The 18,948-nt window shown below is 53.8% G+C and carries 11 protein-coding genes; 5 read left to right on the top strand and 6 right to left on the bottom strand.

The window, feature by feature from the left end; genetic code table 11:
* Nucleotides 1-371 precede the first annotated feature (371 nt).
* Nucleotides 372-6,767: a GDSL-type esterase/lipase family protein gene (locus NYE26_RS14445; protein ID WP_339256772.1), complete on the bottom strand. Its 6,396-nt coding sequence runs from the start codon at nt 6,765-6,767 to the stop codon at nt 372-374.
* Between the two features lie 260 nt (nt 6,768-7,027).
* Here NYE26_RS14445 and NYE26_RS14440 point away from each other — a divergent pair, with 260 nt between their 5' ends.
* Nucleotides 7,028-7,927, top strand: a complete 900-nt coding sequence (locus tag NYE26_RS14440; protein ID WP_339256771.1) for a DUF1835 domain-containing protein — start codon at nt 7,028-7,030, stop codon at nt 7,925-7,927.
* Nucleotides 7,928-8,360: 433 nt separating this feature from the next.
* On the opposite strand, the gene NYE26_RS14435 is transcribed toward NYE26_RS14440, so the two are convergent.
* Nucleotides 8,361-8,984, bottom strand: coding sequence for a lysozyme inhibitor LprI family protein (locus tag NYE26_RS14435; RefSeq protein WP_339256769.1), 624 nt, complete (start codon nt 8,982-8,984; stop codon nt 8,361-8,363).
* 242 nt (nt 8,985-9,226) lie between these two features.
* Between NYE26_RS14435 and NYE26_RS14430 the strand changes: the two genes are divergently transcribed.
* A complete protein-coding gene (locus NYE26_RS14430; RefSeq protein ID WP_339256767.1) occupies nt 9,227-10,063 on the top strand; it encodes a helix-turn-helix domain-containing protein in 837 nt (278 codons plus the stop codon).
* A complete protein-coding gene (locus NYE26_RS14425; protein WP_143803563.1) occupies nt 10,060-11,310 on the top strand; it encodes an MFS transporter in 1,251 nt (416 codons plus the stop codon). The genes NYE26_RS14430 and NYE26_RS14425 overlap by 4 nt, the downstream gene beginning before the upstream one ends.
* A gap of 124 nt (nt 11,311-11,434) precedes the next feature.
* Here NYE26_RS14425 and NYE26_RS14420 read toward each other — a convergent pair whose 3' ends face one another.
* Nucleotides 11,435-11,899 carry a phage tail protein gene (locus NYE26_RS14420; RefSeq protein ID WP_339256764.1) on the bottom strand — a complete coding sequence of 155 codons (465 nt, stop codon included), beginning with the start codon at nt 11,897-11,899 and terminating at the stop codon, nt 11,435-11,437.
* 24 nt (nt 11,900-11,923) lie between these two features.
* Nucleotides 11,924-12,409, bottom strand: a complete 486-nt coding sequence (locus NYE26_RS14415; protein ID WP_339256762.1) for a GyrI-like domain-containing protein — start codon at nt 12,407-12,409, stop codon at nt 11,924-11,926.
* A gap of 97 nt (nt 12,410-12,506) precedes the next feature.
* Between NYE26_RS14415 and NYE26_RS14410 the strand changes: the two genes are divergently transcribed.
* Nucleotides 12,507-13,469: an HTH domain-containing protein gene (locus NYE26_RS14410; protein WP_339256760.1), complete on the top strand. Its 963-nt coding sequence runs from the start codon at nt 12,507-12,509 to the stop codon at nt 13,467-13,469.
* A gap of 128 nt (nt 13,470-13,597) precedes the next feature.
* Here NYE26_RS14410 and NYE26_RS14405 read toward each other — a convergent pair whose 3' ends face one another.
* Nucleotides 13,598-13,873: a hypothetical protein gene (locus NYE26_RS14405; RefSeq protein WP_339256758.1), complete on the bottom strand. Its 276-nt coding sequence runs from the start codon at nt 13,871-13,873 to the stop codon at nt 13,598-13,600.
* Between the two features lie 78 nt (nt 13,874-13,951).
* Nucleotides 13,952-17,476 (bottom strand): glycosyl hydrolase 53 family protein, encoded by a 3,525-nt coding sequence (locus NYE26_RS14400; protein ID WP_339256756.1) that lies wholly within the window; start codon nt 17,474-17,476, stop codon nt 13,952-13,954.
* 209 nt (nt 17,477-17,685) lie between these two features.
* Here NYE26_RS14400 and NYE26_RS14395 point away from each other — a divergent pair, with 209 nt between their 5' ends.
* Nucleotides 17,686-18,864, top strand: a complete 1,179-nt coding sequence (locus tag NYE26_RS14395) for a serine hydrolase domain-containing protein (RefSeq protein ID WP_339256754.1) — start codon at nt 17,686-17,688, stop codon at nt 18,862-18,864.
* The last annotated feature ends 84 nt before the right edge of the window (nt 18,865-18,948 follow it).

The following is an 18,948-nucleotide window of genomic DNA, read 5'->3' as shown; positions in this document are numbered from 1 at the left end:
CACCAAATTGCATGAATGATCACTCTCTTTTACTCTTCGCCTACTTTTAGCGGCATCCTTCGTAGGGAGGTGCACTAGTGCTCCTTATTTGCTCGTTTTGCTCGTATCCGGTACATTCGGGGGCACTAGTGCACTATATTTGCCCCGTCCGGCCCGCATTCGCTGGATTCAGGTGCACTTTTGCTCTTCATTTTCGATTGCCGCCTACTTTCGCTTAATTCAGGGGCACTAATGCTCCTCCCGCCTCTCCTCCATCCCCATTCAGCCCAAGCCATGAGATGCATCTCTTGCAGCACAAAAAGCCCGGTTTCCCGGGCTTTTCCAGTTAATCTCGCACGAACAAGCGCATCATCCGGTCTTCAGCCAGCCGCTCACTTCCCTACAGTCACTGTCATCTTCGCAGATCTGGTCTCGCCTGCTGCGTTGCGCAAGACGGCTTCGTATTCATAGGTTCCGGGGGTTTTGCCGGAGATTGCAGTGACTGCGGATTGGGCATCCGGGGTATGCGCCTGTAGAGTCTGTGTATCAACCAATACTCCATTCTCGTACAGCCGGTATTCCGTTGCATTCGTCCCCCACCACAGATTCATCATCACCGCATAGCTGCCGTCCCCGTCCCAGTTATCATTAGATAATACCGCTTGCCCAGGAGAGGCATCGGTGACCGTCACCGTCAAGGGTGCGCTCGTTACCGATCCATGCAGATTGCTGAGCTCCAGCGTATAGACGTAAGTCCCGTTCGGTCTGCCGGCAATTTCGATCTGCACGGACTGGGCGGACGGTGACTGGTCTGTCAGAGCGCCTTCTTCAATCTTTTCGCCATTCTCATAGAGCTTGAAGCCGGTGCCATTATTGCCCCACCAGAGATTCATCGTAATCGCATAATCGCCATCCCGCAGCCCCGTATCATGCCCGTTATTATCGGACAGCACCGGCATACCTGGAGCGCCGTCCGCGAGCGGTATTCCCTGGCTGATCCAGGCAGCCCATCTCGTTAGCACATTCCCTTGTTCCACTGTAAAAGCCGCAGCGGCCCCAGTGCTGACCTCCTGGCTGTATGCTGCAAGCAGCGTTCTGGCCTTCACCCCTTCACGCGCCCCCGCCGCTTGCTCCGCCAGCATTAACTTACTGGCGAGCTGCTCTGCAAGCGCCGCTGCACCCGGGTCTGCCGATTCACCCGCGAAGGCACGGGTCAATTCAGCCAGACTCGCAAACGTAGCGTAAATACTATAGCTGAAATCCACACTTGTCTCACGGCCAGCAAGGTCACTGACGGTGGCCGTTATTTTATGCAGACCGGGTTCAAGTGTATACGCAGGTGTATTCAGCAACTCGCCGCTTGGTTCCGCAACACCGGACACCGAATCGGAAGCCGTATAGCTAATCTCGACCTGCTGGTCAATCGTATACTGTGCCTCTCCCTGAATAATTACCGCCGGAGGCGAGAGGTCAACCGCTACTACCAGTGTCTGCTCGGTCTCCTTATTACCCGCTTTATCCACACTCCAATAGGTCAGGGTATGCTTGCCCTCCTCACTTATCGTCAGCATGCTGCCGGTCTGAAGCTCCCCGCCGTTCACCTTGAAATACGTCTGGTCAATCCCGGACTGCTCATCGCTCGCGGTGAATGTCACTTCCGCCGCCGATGTGTACCAGCCGTTCTGCTCAGCCCCCTTCACTGCCGCAGACGTATGCGGCGGGGTCTGATCCGTTTGCTCTCCTTCCAGAGTAACTAAGGCGGACAACGGAATATTCAGCTCCTTCACCAGCCCCGCTACCAGCTCCGATACCTTAATCGCACCGTTCATCTGCAGATGGGTGTTGTCCTCCGTGGTTCCCGTCCACATGAAGATGGATTTGGTGCCCTCTGTGCCCAGTTCCTGAAAATATTCCCAGCTCGCTTGATTCAAATCAATCAGCAGCGTGCCCGTCTCCTGTGCCGTTTCTTTCATCGCCTGTACGTATGCCGGGAAGCTTTTGTTCAGCACTTCACCACTGAAATCCCTCCGGTTGACAGGTGTAACCAGCACGGGTACCGCATCTCTCTGCACAGCGCCGTTAATGTAATCCTTCAGATACACCTTGAACTGCTCCGGAGTAAGATACCGTTCCGGGCGGGAAGGTGTGGAATCATTATGCGACCACTGCATGAACAGATAATCCCCTTCATGAATGCCTAGCAGAATATCGTTTAGATATCCGCCGTTCAGAAAGGTTTTGCTGCTTAGTCCGCCGACTGCCCTGTTATCAATGCTGATTTTCTCTGTGTCAAAATAACGGCCCAGCGTCTCTCCCCACCCCGCCTGCGGACGGTAGCTTTCTGCATAATTGGCAACCGTGGAATCACTCGCCAGATAGAGCGTTGGCTTATCAGCCGCCCCCTGCTCTGGCAGCCGCACAATCTTCAGCGCGTTGATCTTTGGCGTACTGCCGGAGAAGCTGAAGTTAAATACGCCATCGATCAGGGCGATATCATACGTGACTTCCTTGAATTGGCCTGAGGGGATGGTGGTGACCGGGAGTTTGTTCATTTGCTCCACCGTAACACCGGTCTGGGTCACTTCTTGCGCATCCCCGATGGTCGTCGTTACCCGGTAATTCGCCGGCTTCATCTCCACTACGAAAGAGGTCCCGTTTACACGGGTGAAGTCCTCTGTCAGCGGGTTGCCGGTTCCCCGGTTCTCGTCCTGGACCAGCGCGGTGTCGGCGAACCCGTATGCGTTCCCTTCCACGTAGGCCCGTTTGGCATCCACCTTCGTATAGCCGTCTGCTGCGCTGCCGGAGCCAAAATCAAATGAGTATGTGCTTACATCACCCGCAGCCTCCCTGGTCAGGGAATCACGCGCAACCTTAAGCATATTCACAGCATGATCGATTTTCGCCTGCGAGGCTGTTGTCCCGATTAGCGCCTCGGCAGCGTTCAAGGCTCTATGCACTACAGCTACAGAAGCTTCCGTGTAGGATGTGAGATCGATAGCCTTCACTTCCTGATGCAGCGCAATCAATGCCGTCATATCGCCTGCCGCCACCGGAAGCTTCGTACCCTCAATCTTCACGTTGTCAATCTGGGTGGTCCAATTCAGCGTGCCTCCTCCTCCTTTTCGCGTACCCAGGAACCGCAAGCCCCTGACGTTATTGTCATAGACTCCCGGACTCAGCGGAATATCGCGGATCGTCTGGGTGACACTTGGGTTAGCGAGACTTGTTAAGGTGAGATCAAGGGTTTTTCCGGCAAAATCAATCTTCAGCTTGACATTCACCCACTGATTCTTGGGAATAGTCGTAGCGGTTCCGCCCCCTGGAATGGCAGTGGTGCCGGTACCATAGTCTGGTGTGTACGGGCCGGTGAAATAATGAATGTTCGTATTCGGGCTTGCCGCTCCAGTCTTGGTGAACAAGGTGAAAATCAGATTCTCATTCGCATCCTGCAGACTTAAATGCCCCTCCGACGGGACAGCGCCCACATTGCCGGAATGCCAGTTGAAATCGACGTTCACAATGTCGCCGTTCACCGCATCGAACAGGCGGAATACCTTGGCGCGGTTGCCGGAGCCGGAACCCGTTACAGACAATACCTTGTTCCCGTTCTCCTCTGTAACCGTCCCCGCCATAGTTCCGGCAGTGCCCGTAGCATTCACCATCGAATATTGTGCTGCGGCCGGGTCACCCTCGAAGTCCTCCGCATATTGCTGCACCTCCGGCTCTGGCTCCGGCTCGGTAATACCAGGATCAATCACGAACGGGGATATGCTGAGGTTCATCTCCTTCACTGCGCCCGCCACCAGACCGGCAATGACCTGTGCGCCATACGTGCTGAAATGGGTATTATCGCTGACCCCGTTCGGGTATTTCGGGTATTCGCCAGGATTGGCATACAGGAAAAGCTTCTCCGTAGCGGTCAGGCCGACACGGTTATACTCCGCAATGCTGAGCTGGCTCAGATCGATCAGGGGCACGTTCAGCGCAGCCGCTGTTTCTTTTGCCGCCTTCACATATTCCGGAAAGCTTACGTTGAATTCCTGAGTGACCGTATTGAAGTCCATGCGTCCTACCGGCGTTAACAGAACCGGAGTGGCCCCGCGCTGCTTCGCTCCGTTCACGTAGCGGGTCAAGTACGCTGCATAATCTGCCGGAGAAGCATAACGGTCAGGAATACCCGCGCTGGCATCGTTGTGGCCGAAGGAGATGAAGAAATAATCGCCCGGTCTGATCCGCTGCAGGATACTATCCAGACGGCCGTCCACCATGAACGACTTGCTGCTTCTGCCGCCGATAGCATCATTTTGGATCGTTACTCCGCTGCTGAAGTAGCTGCCGAATTGCTGGCCCCAGCCTTCCTGCGGAGCCTGCATTCCGCTGTAGGACTGCATCGTCGAGTCACCAGCCATATAGATGGTTGTTCCGGTTCCCGGAGTCTTCTGCGGGTACTTCTCAATCTTGATCTCCTGCACATCGGCCGCCGTGCCGGAGAAAATAAACTCTAACTGGCCGTCCACCACTGCAATGTCATAGGAGTAGAGCAGTGGTGTGCCGGCACGGATTTGAGTGAGCGCCAGCTTTTGCACAAATTCAGATTTGACACCTACACTTGAGTCTCTGTCTTCGCTGCCCAGCTTGAGCGTCACCTTGTAATTGGCATCCGGCAGGTCCACCGCAAACTTGGTGTTCTCCGGCAGGGAAGCGTGGCTCGCGCCCAAGGTGATTCCGCTTATGCTCTCGAAACCATATCCCGTTCCCTCCGTGTAAGGGGTAGCCTGCACAGAAGTTGTTCCTGCTGGCGGCTCCGTACCGAACCCGAAGTGGTAGAGCTGCTCCAGCGGTTGCGGCGCGCCGGTCAGTGCCAGATTCGCTTTAGGGAATGCAGTGGCCTCCGTCCCGAGATAGAAGCCTGTGTGCGGCGGCTGGTTGTACGCTACATTCTGCCAGGCTATTCCCAGCCGGTACACCGGATCTTGCATAAGCGTCGGAATTCTGTAGGTGGTTGGAATCGTGGTGGTATAGAGCCGGAACTCCGTGCTGTCTTCGCTGCGCAGCAGCAGCTCCTCGCGCCAATCGCCCAGGAGATCCGCCTGAAGGGCCGGGTTGCCTTTGGTATGATTATTGGTCAATGAACCGGCTGCCCGGAGAATCTCCTTCAGCTGCTTATTGCGGTAATCCCACTTATAAATCAGCGGAATGCCTTGCGCGGTAGTGTTGTTCCAGTCGTGGTCGAACAGCTCCCGCTGAAGATCCCCGTCCCACCAGATCGCAAAATTCGCACTTCGCGGCACTTCATTCTGTTCATAAATCACCTCACCGTCCGCTGCATAGCCGCGGGATAACGGGTCCATCTGACCATTCACAATCGTGGATGCCCAAGACTCATAACCGGGATGCTCCGGATCGATATCTGCTGACATTCCCCGCCCGGTATCTTTGCCGGTGAATTGTCCCCAGAGGATCTCTCCTGTAGCGGCATCGCGCATCTCCAGTCCGTAAGCAGCATCCTTATGCTCATGCACACTGACAACCTGATACCCTTCCCGGTTCGGATCAAGCTTCCCGGCATGCATCGCATCTCCATGACCAAGCCCGGTGCTGTAGAGCAGTGTGCCGTCATCGTCAATCGCCAGCGCACCGTACATGATCTCATCCCGGCCGTCACCGTCTGCATCCAGTACACTGAGGTTGTGATTACCCTGTGCTTCATATTGTGCGCCAGCTTCGTTCGTGTCAAAGTTCCAGCGCTTCACCAATGCGCCATTCGTGTAGTCGTAGGCGGTAAGTGTTGTTCTTGTATAATAGCCACGGGCCATTAATACGCTCGGCTTCACGCCGTCCAGGTATGCAATCCCGGCCAGGAAACGGTCTACGCGGTTGCCGTATCCGTCTCCCCACGAGCTGACATTACCCCTTGGCGGATCATAGTCAACGGTGGACACCGCAGCGCCGGTCTGGCCGTCGAACAGCGTCAGATACTCCAGCCCGTCCAGGATATATCCGCCGTCATTGCGGTAATCCTTGGTGCCGTCACCGATGACTGTACCTTGACCGTCTTTGGTGCCGTCTGCCGTTTTGACCACGACCTCGGCTTTGCCGTTGCCGTCCAGGTCATACACCATCAGCTGCGTATAGTGCGCCCCGGCCCGGATGTTCACGCCAAGATCAATGCGCCACAGCTTGGTGCCGTCCATTTTGACCGCATCGATGTAGACGTTCCCGGTATAGCCGGCTTGTGAATTATCCTTAGAATTGCTGGGACTCCACAAGAAAACGATCTCATATTCCCCGTCCCCGTCCAGATCCCCGACAGAGGCATCTCCGGCATAATAGGAATACGTCCCCCCGTCTTTGGTCCGGCCATCAGCAGGCTTATCCAGCGGAATCGGCAGATAAGAGTTATGCCACACTGCCGCCCGCTCCGGCTGCATTTCCTCCTTCCCGGCAACAATCGTAGAAATCTGATATTGCGAGCTGTCCGCACCCGTCGTATCCACATAGTTGGTAGAGTCTACGATCGGAGCCGGGTTCACCTTGATCCCGTTTTTATAGACATTGTAAGCGATTTCATCTGAATCCGTATTCAAGTACCTCCAGCTCACAAAGACGCCGCCATCGGTCAGAACCGCCACCAAGCCACGGTCCAGATATTCTGCCTGCCTGGCAGGAAGATTTCCGGTAGCAGCTGCATGTGCCGGTGCGGGCGGGAGAGCAAGCGGTAAGACCAGCAGACAGGATAATAAGAATGTGAGCAATGATTTCTGAACAGACCTCTTTTTTCTAATCATGGGCTTAACTCCTCCTATTATTCTAAAATCAATTTAGAAATCAGGGGAAACTTGTGCAGATGCTCTCCTAGTTGTCTTCCAGCTTGAGCTTGAGCGCTCCCGCCTCCTTTCCTGGTAACATTCATATGGAGCGTAACAAATAATAGGGATCCGTTCTGCTCAAAAAAAAGCACTTTCAGCCTAGAATCGACTTTTATGAGGGGCAAGCAAGACTCCAATATGTGGTATCATGGTGAATATGTTTGGTTAGGAGAGTGTTTATGGCAAAGGCACACGGAGTTTCAAATGAACGAATGAATCAAGAATATGTACATATTCTTTTCGGCATGTCGGATGCAGGTTCCTTAAAAGTAACGCTCAGTGCCCTCGGCATACGTGAGACAAACCAAGTCCTGGCTTTTAATGAATCATTCTCAATTGGGCCCTTATCAGGCTTGGACACCATAACCGGAATGCAGAACAGGCAGCTATGGATGATGGAACGTGATGAGAATTACAGCCTTAGTCAGCATCACAACCAAGAGAATCAGCTTGTCCACATGGTACAGACTGTGAAGAGCATCCCGCACCATGCCAGCATCGTCATATGGGTGGCGGATAATGCGCATGACCAGACCGGCCTGCGTTTCTTATTGCATGTGTTGCGGGATCGCATACAGCCGGTGCATATAGTTAATGTGACTGAGCTATATCAATCAGCAGGGATTCATGGCTCAGATGGTTTCGTACCCTTTTATAGTGGCGCAATCGATCGTGAGAGTTACTTGCTTATCGTGAAAAAATATAGTCAAGGCATCCCGCTTGCATCTGATCAGAGAAGGAGATACGAATCGGATTGGCTCAGGCTTGCGGAGGAAAATCAAATGCTGCGTCTGTGGAAAGATGCCGCCATTATTAGCTGTGATGAAAGCGCGTTGGATGAGATAATTCTGAGGTCCGTTACTGAACTGGAAGTGGAGCAAGAGCGCAATCAGGTCAGGAAGGGATTTGTTAGTGCAGGGAGTGTCTTTATTCGCGTGTTCGAAGTCTCACGTCAGTTCTTGGGCACTTCATTTATACTCAGTAGAATGCAGGCATTGGTTAACCAGGGTGTTTTGGTGTCCAGAGGATATTCAGGGGATTTGAATCAATTCTTGCTTAGGCGGGCACAGGTTGATTAAGTTAATGGATTTAAGCTAGTGAAAACAGATGTACCCAGTCACTTGCGTAAGGTTTATCGTGCCCTGATTAAGGTGTATGCGGAAGTACTAGGCTTAACTGCATTACGTACAACTATATCGCCTGATGTACCGCCGAAAATCCATTTAGCTGTATTCCGTACATCTAAAACACCTCTAAAACTCGGTTCTCACCCTTTCGGGCAGTTTTAGTTGTATAGACTACAGTTAGAAGAGAAACTCCTTCCTTTTTACTGTTTTTAATTGCACCGAATACACTTATCACCCAATTTCTGCTCCTAACTATCTACTAACTCCTTTTGTGCGGATGCTCTTGTAGTATGATTACCTAATTCACAGGTTCTGTACAGTCACGAAAATGGTCAAAAAAACAGCGCAGCGGACCTCCCCAATGGAGAATCGCTGCGCTCTTTGATTACTTCATATACAACTCCACCAGCTTATAACAACGTTCCTTCGTCACGGAAGCCAAGGTCGCCGCGTACTCCAGCCCCTCCATCGTTCCGCCTTTATACTTGGCAGCCGCTTCCTCTGCTGCTTTATCGCGTTCCTTGATCCAGTTTAGTTGTTCCTCTTTCAGTTTCGCCATATCGGCTTCGGGAAGCTGCACTTTTAGCGCCTGGTAGATTTCATTCAACGCCTTGTCCCAGCGCTCATGCTCCTTGGAAGCGGCTTCCTTCATATCAGTCATGACCCCGCTGTCTGACATTGCCTTCAGATCGCTAAGGCCCTCTTCAATCTTATCCAGCTTGTCAAAATAAGTCTGCCGCTGCGAATCCCCCGCCGCCGCACTGGCCTTCGGCGTGGCTTCTGGTGCCGCCGTGTGCGCTGGTGCCTGTGCTGTAGCTTCCGGTGCAGGCACTGCGGTAGCCTCAGCTGCCGGTTCCGGCGTGACCTCGGGTGTAACCTCAGGGCTTGCCGTCGCTGCTTGTCCGGTCTCTGGAGTAGCCGCCGTACCGCCATTTGCCGCCCCGTTATTGCCGCAGCCAGCCATTAACAGACTGGAGATGAGCATGGTAGTCAGAATTGCTTTTCGCATAAGTCCTCATCCTGTCATTGGTTTATAGTCGAGACTCTCTTGCATATCGGCTTTTAAAGCCGTCTTGAGAGTTATTACCTGATTTCACCCGACTGTAATCATTTTTGTGAGACGCTCAGTGCTACGGACGGACGCGAATTGCTGCTTGACAGCACTTTGAGATCGGAGTAGTATTTTGAAATACTTCTACATACAACAAACTACAACAAAGCATTACACACTCACAGAAAGGCGGTTCACCCATGATTGAAGCATTACGCAAGCTCGGCTTATCCGATCTGGAAGCCCGTTGCTACCTGGCGCTGCACGGCCAGCCGCCCTCCTCGGGCTATGAGGTCGCCAAGCAGGTGTCCGTGTCCCGGTCCAATGTATACGCCGCGCTGCGCAGTCTGGTCGATAAAGGAGTCTGCCGGACAGTCGAAGGCGAGCCGGTGACCTTCGCTGCCATTCCGGTCCGGCAGGTCGTTAAGCTGCTTCAGGCGGAATTTGAGCGCACCGCCCACCTACTGGAGAACGAATTGGGCCACCTGCCTGCTGTACCGCCCTTCTTCAGCAACTGGAAGGGAGATGCTCAGGTGGATCTGGCGGTAAAGCGGCTTGCTGCCAATGCCAGCGCAGAGATTCTGGCAGATATCTGGGCGGAGGATCTGCACCGGATAGAAGACACACTGCTTGCCGCCGAAGAACGGGGCATTGCCGTCCACCTGATGGTGATAGGTGACATACCTACAGCGCTGTCGCGTGTCATTGTGCATAGCGTACCGGCAGGCGGGCCGAAGGCCGCCCGGAACTTCTCGCTCCTGCTGGATAAAGAGACCTCGCTTCTGGGCAGCTTCACCCGCCATTCGCAGGCTTCGGCGCTGGAGAGCAACCATCCGGCTGTGCTGGATGTGCTTCAGACGTCTTATTATCACGATGTCGTGATGATGCGCATAGAGCAGGATTTCGCCGCTGAGCTGGAGGCGCGTTACGGCAAGAATTACGCCTTAATATTCCAGGAACACCCGGAGATGCGCGGGCGGAAGCCGGCCCCCGAATCTGAACCCGATTCTAATCGCTTGGAGGATGACACCCATTGAATACACTGAATACATCGAATGCGAATACTCCACGCTCGTCTGTACTGCATAACCGCTCATTCCTGCGCCTATGGATCGCGCGGATCTTCTCCACCAGTGCCTTTCAGATGCTGTCGGTGGCGATTGGCTGGCAGATGTATGCGCTGACCGGCAGCGCCTACCAGCTTGGACTGGTCGGGCTGGCCCAATTCCTGCCCATGCTGCTGCTGACATTGCCTGCCGGACAGACGGCAGACCGCTATGACCGCCGAACCATTGTGTTCCTGTGCCAGCTTACAGAGTGCCTCATCGTGCTGCTGCTTGTCCTCGGCAGCATTGAAGGCTGGCTCAGCGCTGTCCACCTGCTGGCAGCCGCAGCAGTCCTTGGCGCGTGCCGTACCTTCGAGAGTCCGGCCTCGGCTGCGCTGGTGCCGGACATTGTGGATCGGGAGCAGCTCCCGAAAGCAGCGGCCTGGTCCGCGTCTGCTATGCAGACGGCGATGATCGTCGGCCCGTCCCTCGGGGGTGTTCTCGTAGTCTGGGGTACGGCTGCCGCCTATATCGCCTCGCTTGCCGCCCTGCTGGTATCTACGGTGCTGATCTTCTTCGTCAAGACTGTTCATTTCGTCAAGAAGCTGGACGCGGTCAGCATGGACACCTTCCTCAGCGGCCTGCGGTTTGTCTTCGCCCGCAAGATTATCCTGGGTACAATCTCGCTGGACTTGTTCGCTGTACTTCTTGGCGGGGCCACGGCATTGCTGCCGATCTTCGCCGAGGATATTCTGAAGACCGGCTCGCTCGGTCTTGGCCTGCTGCGCTCCGCCCCGGCGGTAGGTGCGATCATCGTCTCACTCATCCTGACCCGCTATTCGGTGGAACGGGCCATCGGCCGGATGCTATTCGCCTCGCTGGTCGTTTTCGCCCTGGCCACGATGCTGTTCGGCATCTCCCACAGCTTCTGGCTGTCCTTGTTCGCGCTCGTTCTGATCGGCGGCTCGGATGTCGTGAGTGTCGTTATCCGCTCGACACTGGTGCAGGTTAATACGCCGCAGGAGATGCAGGGCCGGGTCAACGCAGTGAATTCGTTATTCATCGGCACCTCGAACCAGCTTGGCGAATTCGAGTCCGGCACGATGGCCGGGCTGGTCGGGGCCGTACCTGCAACCGTGATCGGCGGAGTTGGCACCCTGATTATTACCGTGCTCTGGATGTACCGGTTCTTCCCGGTCCTCCGCACCCAGAAGACGTATACAGCGGAGGAGATTTGAACGATACAAGGGGCTGCCAGATTGGCAGCCCCTTATGGCCGTTCAAGAATGTATATGGTTTTTGGGCCCCCGCAAAGGTTCTGAATAGACTCCGAAGCTTAACTACACTTTGTGGGGATTTTTATTAATACTCTCCCTTAATCACAAAAAACGATCCCCGTATTATTCCGGCCAGCTTCGACTTCTGCCGCGCGAACTTGAACTTGTCCGTCAGCTCCTTCGGAATCTCCATCCCCTCCGAGAGTTTGAACCCAACCGCCCGCTTCTTGGGATCATCCACCGTGTACATTACGTTAAGCGCAAGACCATCCTCATAGAAAACGTAGGCGAACCGAATGTTCTCAACCTGAAATTGCGAGGTTTGGAGTGGCTTGGCAGCAAACTCAAGGCCCCGCTCCTTGCTCAGAATCCCGTTCACGTAATCCAGCGTTTCCTGGCTTTCACTGGCCGGAACGACTGTGAATTCATGCTTATACTTGTTCATGAAATAACGCGCCTCATTCGCACGTAATCCCGCCAGCGCTTCAGCAACAGGCGATGACTCCAGGCCTTGCACAGACACTTCTTTGAAATCCACTGTATATGGCATAGTTGCTTATCCTCCATTACATTTTTAATTTCTGACTACAGGAATCCACATTTCGCCATACAGCGAGCCGTCCCGGCTGCCCATCTCCACAGCCGTATTCGGCCCGCCCACGTAGGCGTATCCTTCTGCTTGCGGCAAAGCTTGTCCGAAGGCCAAGCCCGTCACGGTAGTGCTTAATTCCTCAGTTGTCGCTCCTTCTCCTGGCACTACGAGGTATTCCCCCTTCGGGAATTGAATCACCCGGGCTTCCTGCGGAATCTGTGCGGCTGCACCTGCCATTACCCCGGCATAATGCATCATCTTGCCGTTCACCGCTTCGTTCACCACAAACACATAGTCATTCGCCGCAATCCCTTTTAACAAGTCGAGCCTGCCATCTTCACTAACCGCCTGCCAAAAATCCATCTTCTCCTTATAAATCCCGGCATAATCCGTGTAATCACTCTTAAGATCAACGCCCAGACCAATCACCATAAAGCTGTCTTTCTCTTCAATAGTATACCCTGCCATTGTTATATCCCGCCTTTATTCATATTTGTGTTCCTCACCTGCTATGTATATGATAACCTTGAACCATGTCAAAAAATGAACCTGTTTAGGAGCCGCGATGAAAAAAGTAGAACGGATCAACATCATCATGCGGTACATTAACAATCGTGCCCATTTTACCCTGACGGAAATCATGCGGGAATTCAATATTTCGCGTTCGACCGCCCAGCGGGATATCCGGGAGATTGAGGCGCTCGGAATGCCGCTGGTTGCAGAGGTGGGCCGGGATGGCGGGTATTCCGTTATGCGTAACTCTCTTCTTCCGGTGGTCCGGTTCACGGATAATGAGGTCAAAGCGCTGTTCATTGCCTTCATGGCGACAAGAAACGGCCAGCTTCCTTATCTCAAGAGCCGCCAGTCGCTGACGGAGAAATTACTGGGGCTCATCTCGGAGAATCAGCAGGAGGAGCTTGTGCTACTCAATCAGATCCTGCTGTTCGAGGGCACCCACCCGGGCAATCCTGATCTGCTGGACCTGTCCGATCTCCCCCACCCTATGCTGGACAAGCTGATCCGGCTCCTGCTGGCGGACCGCTATCTGTTCATCACCTGCCGGGAAGACCAGAAGGCTATCTCTTATGCTGTGTATCTTTTACGTCTCTATCAGCAGAAAAGCCTGTGGCTCATCGAGTGCTTCGACCTGGACGCCTCCAGGAAACGGATCATCCCGGTTGATCAGCTAACTGATGTCATCCCCTACCCGGGCTCCAACAGGCCAAGCGCGAAAAAAATTAAAGAGAAGCTGAGCAAGCAGCAAGTGAAGAACAACCTTGTCCTGGAGCTCGGTCCCCGGGCCATTGCCCAATACCGGAAATATCACCCGTTCAGGGTGACGCTGTCCTATACTGACCCCTACCAAACTACCGCTATCCTGAAAATGGAAATCGAGGTGAACCGCAAGGAGGAGCTGAAGGAAGTCACGAATTGGCTGTTATTCCTGGGCGATGACCTTACGATGAAGGAAGTTCCGGATGAAGTAGGGGAGGAGCTGCAAGCTAGAGTAGATCTTTTTTGTACTTAGGAAGCGCACGGCCCCCTACTGTTGCGTTCGCCGCGACCCATTGTAATCGGTTTTCCGACTACATGGAGCCCGTTCGCCTTCCTGCTGCCCAATGTGATCGGTTTTCCGACTATATTTCGCCCGTTCGCCTACTTGCTGCTCATTGTGATCGGTTTTTCGATTACATCTAGCCCGCTCGCCTTTCCGTGACCCAATATGTTCGGTTTTCCGACTATATTTGGCACGTTCGCCCTCCCTCGCCCCAATGTGTTCGGTTTTTCGACTACATTTCGCCCGTTCGCCTTGCTGCTGCCCAATGTGATCGGTTTTTCACCTACATTTCCTCCGTTCGCCTTCCCGCGTCCCAATGTGATCGGTTCTTCGCCTACATGCGGCCCGGCTCCTTCGTAATCGAACTTTCCCATACCAGTAAAAAGAGCAGCGCCCCCTAACCAGGAGAATCGCTGCTCTACTCTACTATGCTTATACTCTTTTGCTCCGGCTTACAGATTAAGCAGCAAACTCAATACCTTCGCACACTCTGCGCGCGTCGCATTGGCCTGGGGCTTGAAGAATCCGTCCGGAGTCCCCGTGATGAAGCCCAGTGAACCGGCGGCACTCACGGCGTCCTTAGCCCAGCTGTCAATCTTGGCGGCATCGGCAAAAGCAGGCAAGGAACCTGCCGGAGCCTTGCTTCCAGAGCGCAGCTCGTAGGCTCTCACAAGCAGCGTTGCCATCTCTTGCCGCGAAATACGCGACTCGGGGGCGAACTTGCCGGTAGAGTCCCCTTTGACGATTCCGGCTGCAAAAGCGGCGGCCACATCGCCCGAATACCACTTGCTGCTGTCTACGTCAGCGAACGAACGCAGGCCTTCCGCCTTCAGCCCAAGGGCACGGACAAGCATCGTAACGAATTCGGCCCGGGTCACTTCTCTCTTCGGAGCGAAGTGTCCTTCCCGGTCGCCCTCGATAATATGCTTGGCAGCCATCTCTTTTATCACTGAGTAGGCCCAATCCGCCGGAGTCACATCTGCAAAGCTCTTGTCATACTCCAGTACAGCATAATTGCCGGATTGCCGTACCTGTGAAGTCAATACGGACTGTTCTGTGGTTCCGCCTGCATATTCGAGCGTTCCATCATCTGCCGTGGCATACACACCTGCGAGCTTCGGATTGCCGTTCGCTTGAAGCTTCAGGCGAAGACTGACTGGTTCCGTGAACGAGACCAGCGGAGTCTTAACTCCCTGCTGATTCAGCACAGACAGCCTGAGATTGAACATTTCTCCGGCTGTTCTCAGTTCAGCTTCACTCTTCTTATTAGCCTGAAGTATCCAGGCTGTCTTCTGCTCTGTGGAGCTTGGCTCAAGCAGGATAGACATCATCGAGCCCTTCTGCTGCTGTCCTGCCAACGCTTGAAGCTGCTCAAGAACCTTGCCTGGAATCTCTACAGCCACTGTCTTGCCTTCCACCTTCAGAGCGGCTATTCCCTTAAGAGCCGCAGCGTCAGCGGGAATTCTTACTTCGCTCTGCCCTTCAGCCATTGGAATCACAATCTGGTTCTGGGCATTCACCTTCGGCTCAGTTACAGTCAGAATCTCCGGCTGTGGCGTAGCTTGTGGTGCAGCTGAAGCTTGTGCTGTTGCCAGCGTAGCTGTCCAGCCTGAACCGGAGCCCGTTCCTGGTGCCGTAGTCGGGCTTGGTACCGGGCTGGCTTCCGGACTTGTCACCGGCTCCGTTGCCGGAGGCGTTACTGGCTCTGTTACCGGAGGTGTCACCGGCTCTGTTACCGGAGGTGTTACAGGTTCACTTGGTTCATTGGGTTCGCTGGGTTCGCTTGGTTCACTTGGAACCTCAGGTGTAGTTGTGCTATTGCGCACGAAGGTCACCTCTTGCAGATAGCCGTAATGATTATCCGAGTCTGTGAGGACTTTGAAGCCTAGCGATGCGTTGCCGTCTTCCCCAATGTGCACATGCTTTAGCGTCAGAGTCCGGGGCTTCAGCCAGGCGCTGCCTGAATAGGTAACCGGCACCGAATACGTCTGCCCCTCGGAGATCACATACATTACCGAACCGGGAGAAGGTTCACCCTTGTCCCCAAAGATTTTGGCCTGGAGGGTATAGGTTCCGGGCTCCAGTCCGGTCATTTCATGAGTAAGGTTGAAGTTAATCGGCTTGTCATCCCCGTAATCGAAGCCGCCTGAAGCATTGCTGTCTCCGAAGGTAGCGGGCTTGGTGCCGCTCAGATACCAGTCGGACTTAGCGCCGTTCACCGTGAGATTATTGGTGCTGACGGCTCCGGCTTTTTTGACCAGCTTGAAATCATCAATATTCCCCCATTTGTCTCCAGCGTATTTCAGATTAACGCCTAGTGTCAGCGTTCCATCTGTAACTTCAATGGTATCGATGGTTGGATTACTCCATTGCTGCCAGCCTGTGTTGATGAACTGCTGCTTCTGATCGCCCGCAAAAATCTCAGCCGTCTCTTCCCCGCCCCCGCCCGAAACCCAAGCGGATAGCTGATAGGTACCATTTTCAAGTCCGGTGACCGTCTGGGAGATTTGGAATTCCGCAGCCCCTGAGCTCCAGTAGTGCAGTGCAGCCGAACCGGAATGGGCATCCGACTCCACATTGACCGCCGCGCTATCGCCGCTTACGGTCCAACCATTCAGCCCGTCCTCGAAGCCTGGATTCTGAATGAAGCTTGTGCTTGGCGAGACTGTGATCTCCGTTGAATCTGTAAATCCGCCGTCATACGTAACCGCTGTTACGGTAGAGGTCCCGGCAGCAAGCCCGGAGATCGTCCCTTTATACTTGTCCACCTTGACGATGGCTTCATCAGAGCTGGTGAAGGTCAGCCCCTTGTAGGTTGCATTCCCCGGGCTGATCGTTGCCTTAACGCTGCCGGTTCCGCCTACTTCTAGGATAGCGGTCTGCTTCTCTACTTTTACCGACTGAACGGGTACCCGGTTGATTGCCGAAGCACCGTCGATAAAAGCATCCATCGCGAAGGAAGGCTTCCCGTCCGGGTTCCAGGCAGACAGCCCATAGCCGAAGTAGACGCCCTCGGGTGCCCAATAGAACACACCTGTTCCCTGGCCTCCAGGTACAGCCTTCACGCCATCCTGCACAGCAACTAGCATGTTGTATACATTATCCACGTTCTTGCTCACATCGCCGCCAACCTCGACGACCATGACCTCCTTGCCATATTTTGCAGCCAGAAGATTCATGTTGGAGGATAGTTCATTAATAGAAGAAGTGTAGATAGAATCCGGGTAATAAGATAACCCGATAATGTCATAATCACTGTCCTTAAGACCCGCCTCGACCAGACCTGCATAGAACGGATCTACACCGGTGTCTGCCCCGTTGGCTCTATGAATAATGATTTTGGTCTCAGGAAAAACAGCCTTGGCCGCATGTGATCCCGCCTGGATCAATTCCACCAGATTCGCCGTATTGCTATAGCTGCCCAGTGGATGCATCATCCCGTTATTAATCTCATTGCCAATCTGCACCCACTCGGGGGTTACCCCCGCAGTCTTCAGCGCTTGCATCACCTCTGTGGTGTAGTCCGAGACATGTGCTTTGAGCTGCTCCAGATTATCACTGGCCCAGGCGGCCGGAGTAACCTGCTTCCCGGGATCGGCCCAGGAATCACTGTAGTGCAGATCGACCATCACCCTGAATCCGAGAGCGCTTACACGGGAGGCCAGCATAACCATCTCTTCAGTGCTGTTATGGCCGTTGATCGGATCATCGGATGGATTGACAAAAGCCCGGAGGCGTATCGAATCGATTCCGTGATCTTTTAGAATCTGGAGCAGGTCCTCCTCGTCTCCCTGATCGTTATAGAATTTGTAGCCCTCAGCTTCCATTTGCGGCAGCCAGCTGACATCTGCGCCCTTGGCGAAGGATTGCGGAATAGGAACCGCTCCAGCTTGTGCCGGTAATCCAAGTGCAGTCAGCGACATGATTAGCATTGTAAAAGTAAGAACCGCCGCAAGCCATCTTGTTCTCTTTTTCAAAATATTCCCTCCCTGTATTAGTCTCTCCGTTAGTATAGATGACCAGGAAGGTAACATTAAATTAAGCGAAGCAACGAAAAACTATACTTATTCAATTTTTTCACTGAAATGCGCTTACATTTCACTCTGAAAGACGTATAATATTCTCTATGTGAAATGCTATTCACCCTGGAATATAGATAACGAATCATACCAAAGGAGACCTAGAGATGCTGGATTCAAACACTACCCGTCTAATCACCAAAGCGCTGAGCGCAAGCATTGCCAATAAGGAAATCGCCGGTGCGAACTTCATGGTGATTGAGGACGGACAAGAAAGCTGGTATCACGAAGACGGCTATGCCGATATTGAAGCTGGACGCAAAATGTCCAGAGATTCGATCTTCCGCCTCTACTCGATGACGAAGCCGGTTACTGCCGCAGCCGTTATGCTGCTCCTGGAGCGCGGGGAGATTGACCTGTTCGATCCGGTCAGCCAGTACATACCTGGATTTAAAAATCAGAAGGTGGGAAAGAACGGCGAGCTTGTGCCCGTAACTCGTGAGGTTGATATTAACGACCTGCTGAACATGACCTCCGGTCTGGTCTACGGCGGAGCCGACGACCTGGCGGGTCAGTATACGGAGGCGCTGTACCAGGAACTGAACAGACGCCTGCTTGGCACCAACCCGATGAGCACACTGGAATTCGCCAACAGATTGGGAGAAGGCCCGCTGGCCTTCGAGCCGGGAACCTCCTGGCAGTATGGAACCTCTGCGGATGTTCTAGGTGCATTAGTTGAAGTCGTCAGCGGCATGCGGTACGGCGAATTCCTGCAGCAGGAGATCTTCGGTCCGTTGCAAATGAGCGATACCGGCTTTTGGCTGCCCGAAGACAAGAGAGAGCGGCTGGCCTCTGTCTACCAGGATGATGGTGAAGGCGGATTGATACCCTTTTCGGAGAGTCCTCTGGGCGTTAATCATCATATGGACCGGGAGGCGGCTTATGAAGCAGGCGGGGCCGGACTGGTCTCGACGATTGAGGATGCTGCCAAATTCACCACCATGCTGATGAATCAGGGCAGCTTGAACGGGGTGCAGCTGCTGAAGCCCCGCACCGTTCAGTTTATGACCTCGGCCAGCTTGACCAGCCCGCAGCAACAAGGCTTCAATCCGTGGCATTCGCTGCAAGGCTACAGCTACGGCAATCAGATGCGCATCCTGACCGATCCGGGTCAAGCCGGAGGGCTCGGCAGCCTGGGAGAATACGGCTGGGACGGCTGGCTGGGAGCTTATTTTGCCAATTGTCCGCTGGAACGCCTGACCATCCTGTTCATGATCCAGAGAAAGGACTCCGGTACCCTGCCCATTACGCGCAAGCTGCGGAATATCGTGCTAAGCGCATTTTAAGCGACGAAGCTGTATGGATTCACTAAATTTGAGAAGCTGGAATTAGGTGCTTCCAGAAACAGATGGATTTTCTCCACCTGCTCA

Source organism: Paenibacillus sp. FSL P2-0136 (assembly GCF_037975325.1).
Taxonomy (GTDB): Bacteria; Bacillota; Bacilli; order Paenibacillales; family Paenibacillaceae; genus Paenibacillus_AQ; species Paenibacillus_AQ silagei.
The sequence above is the reverse complement of the archived record's forward strand: the minus strand, read 5'-3'. Positions and strand labels throughout refer to the sequence as shown.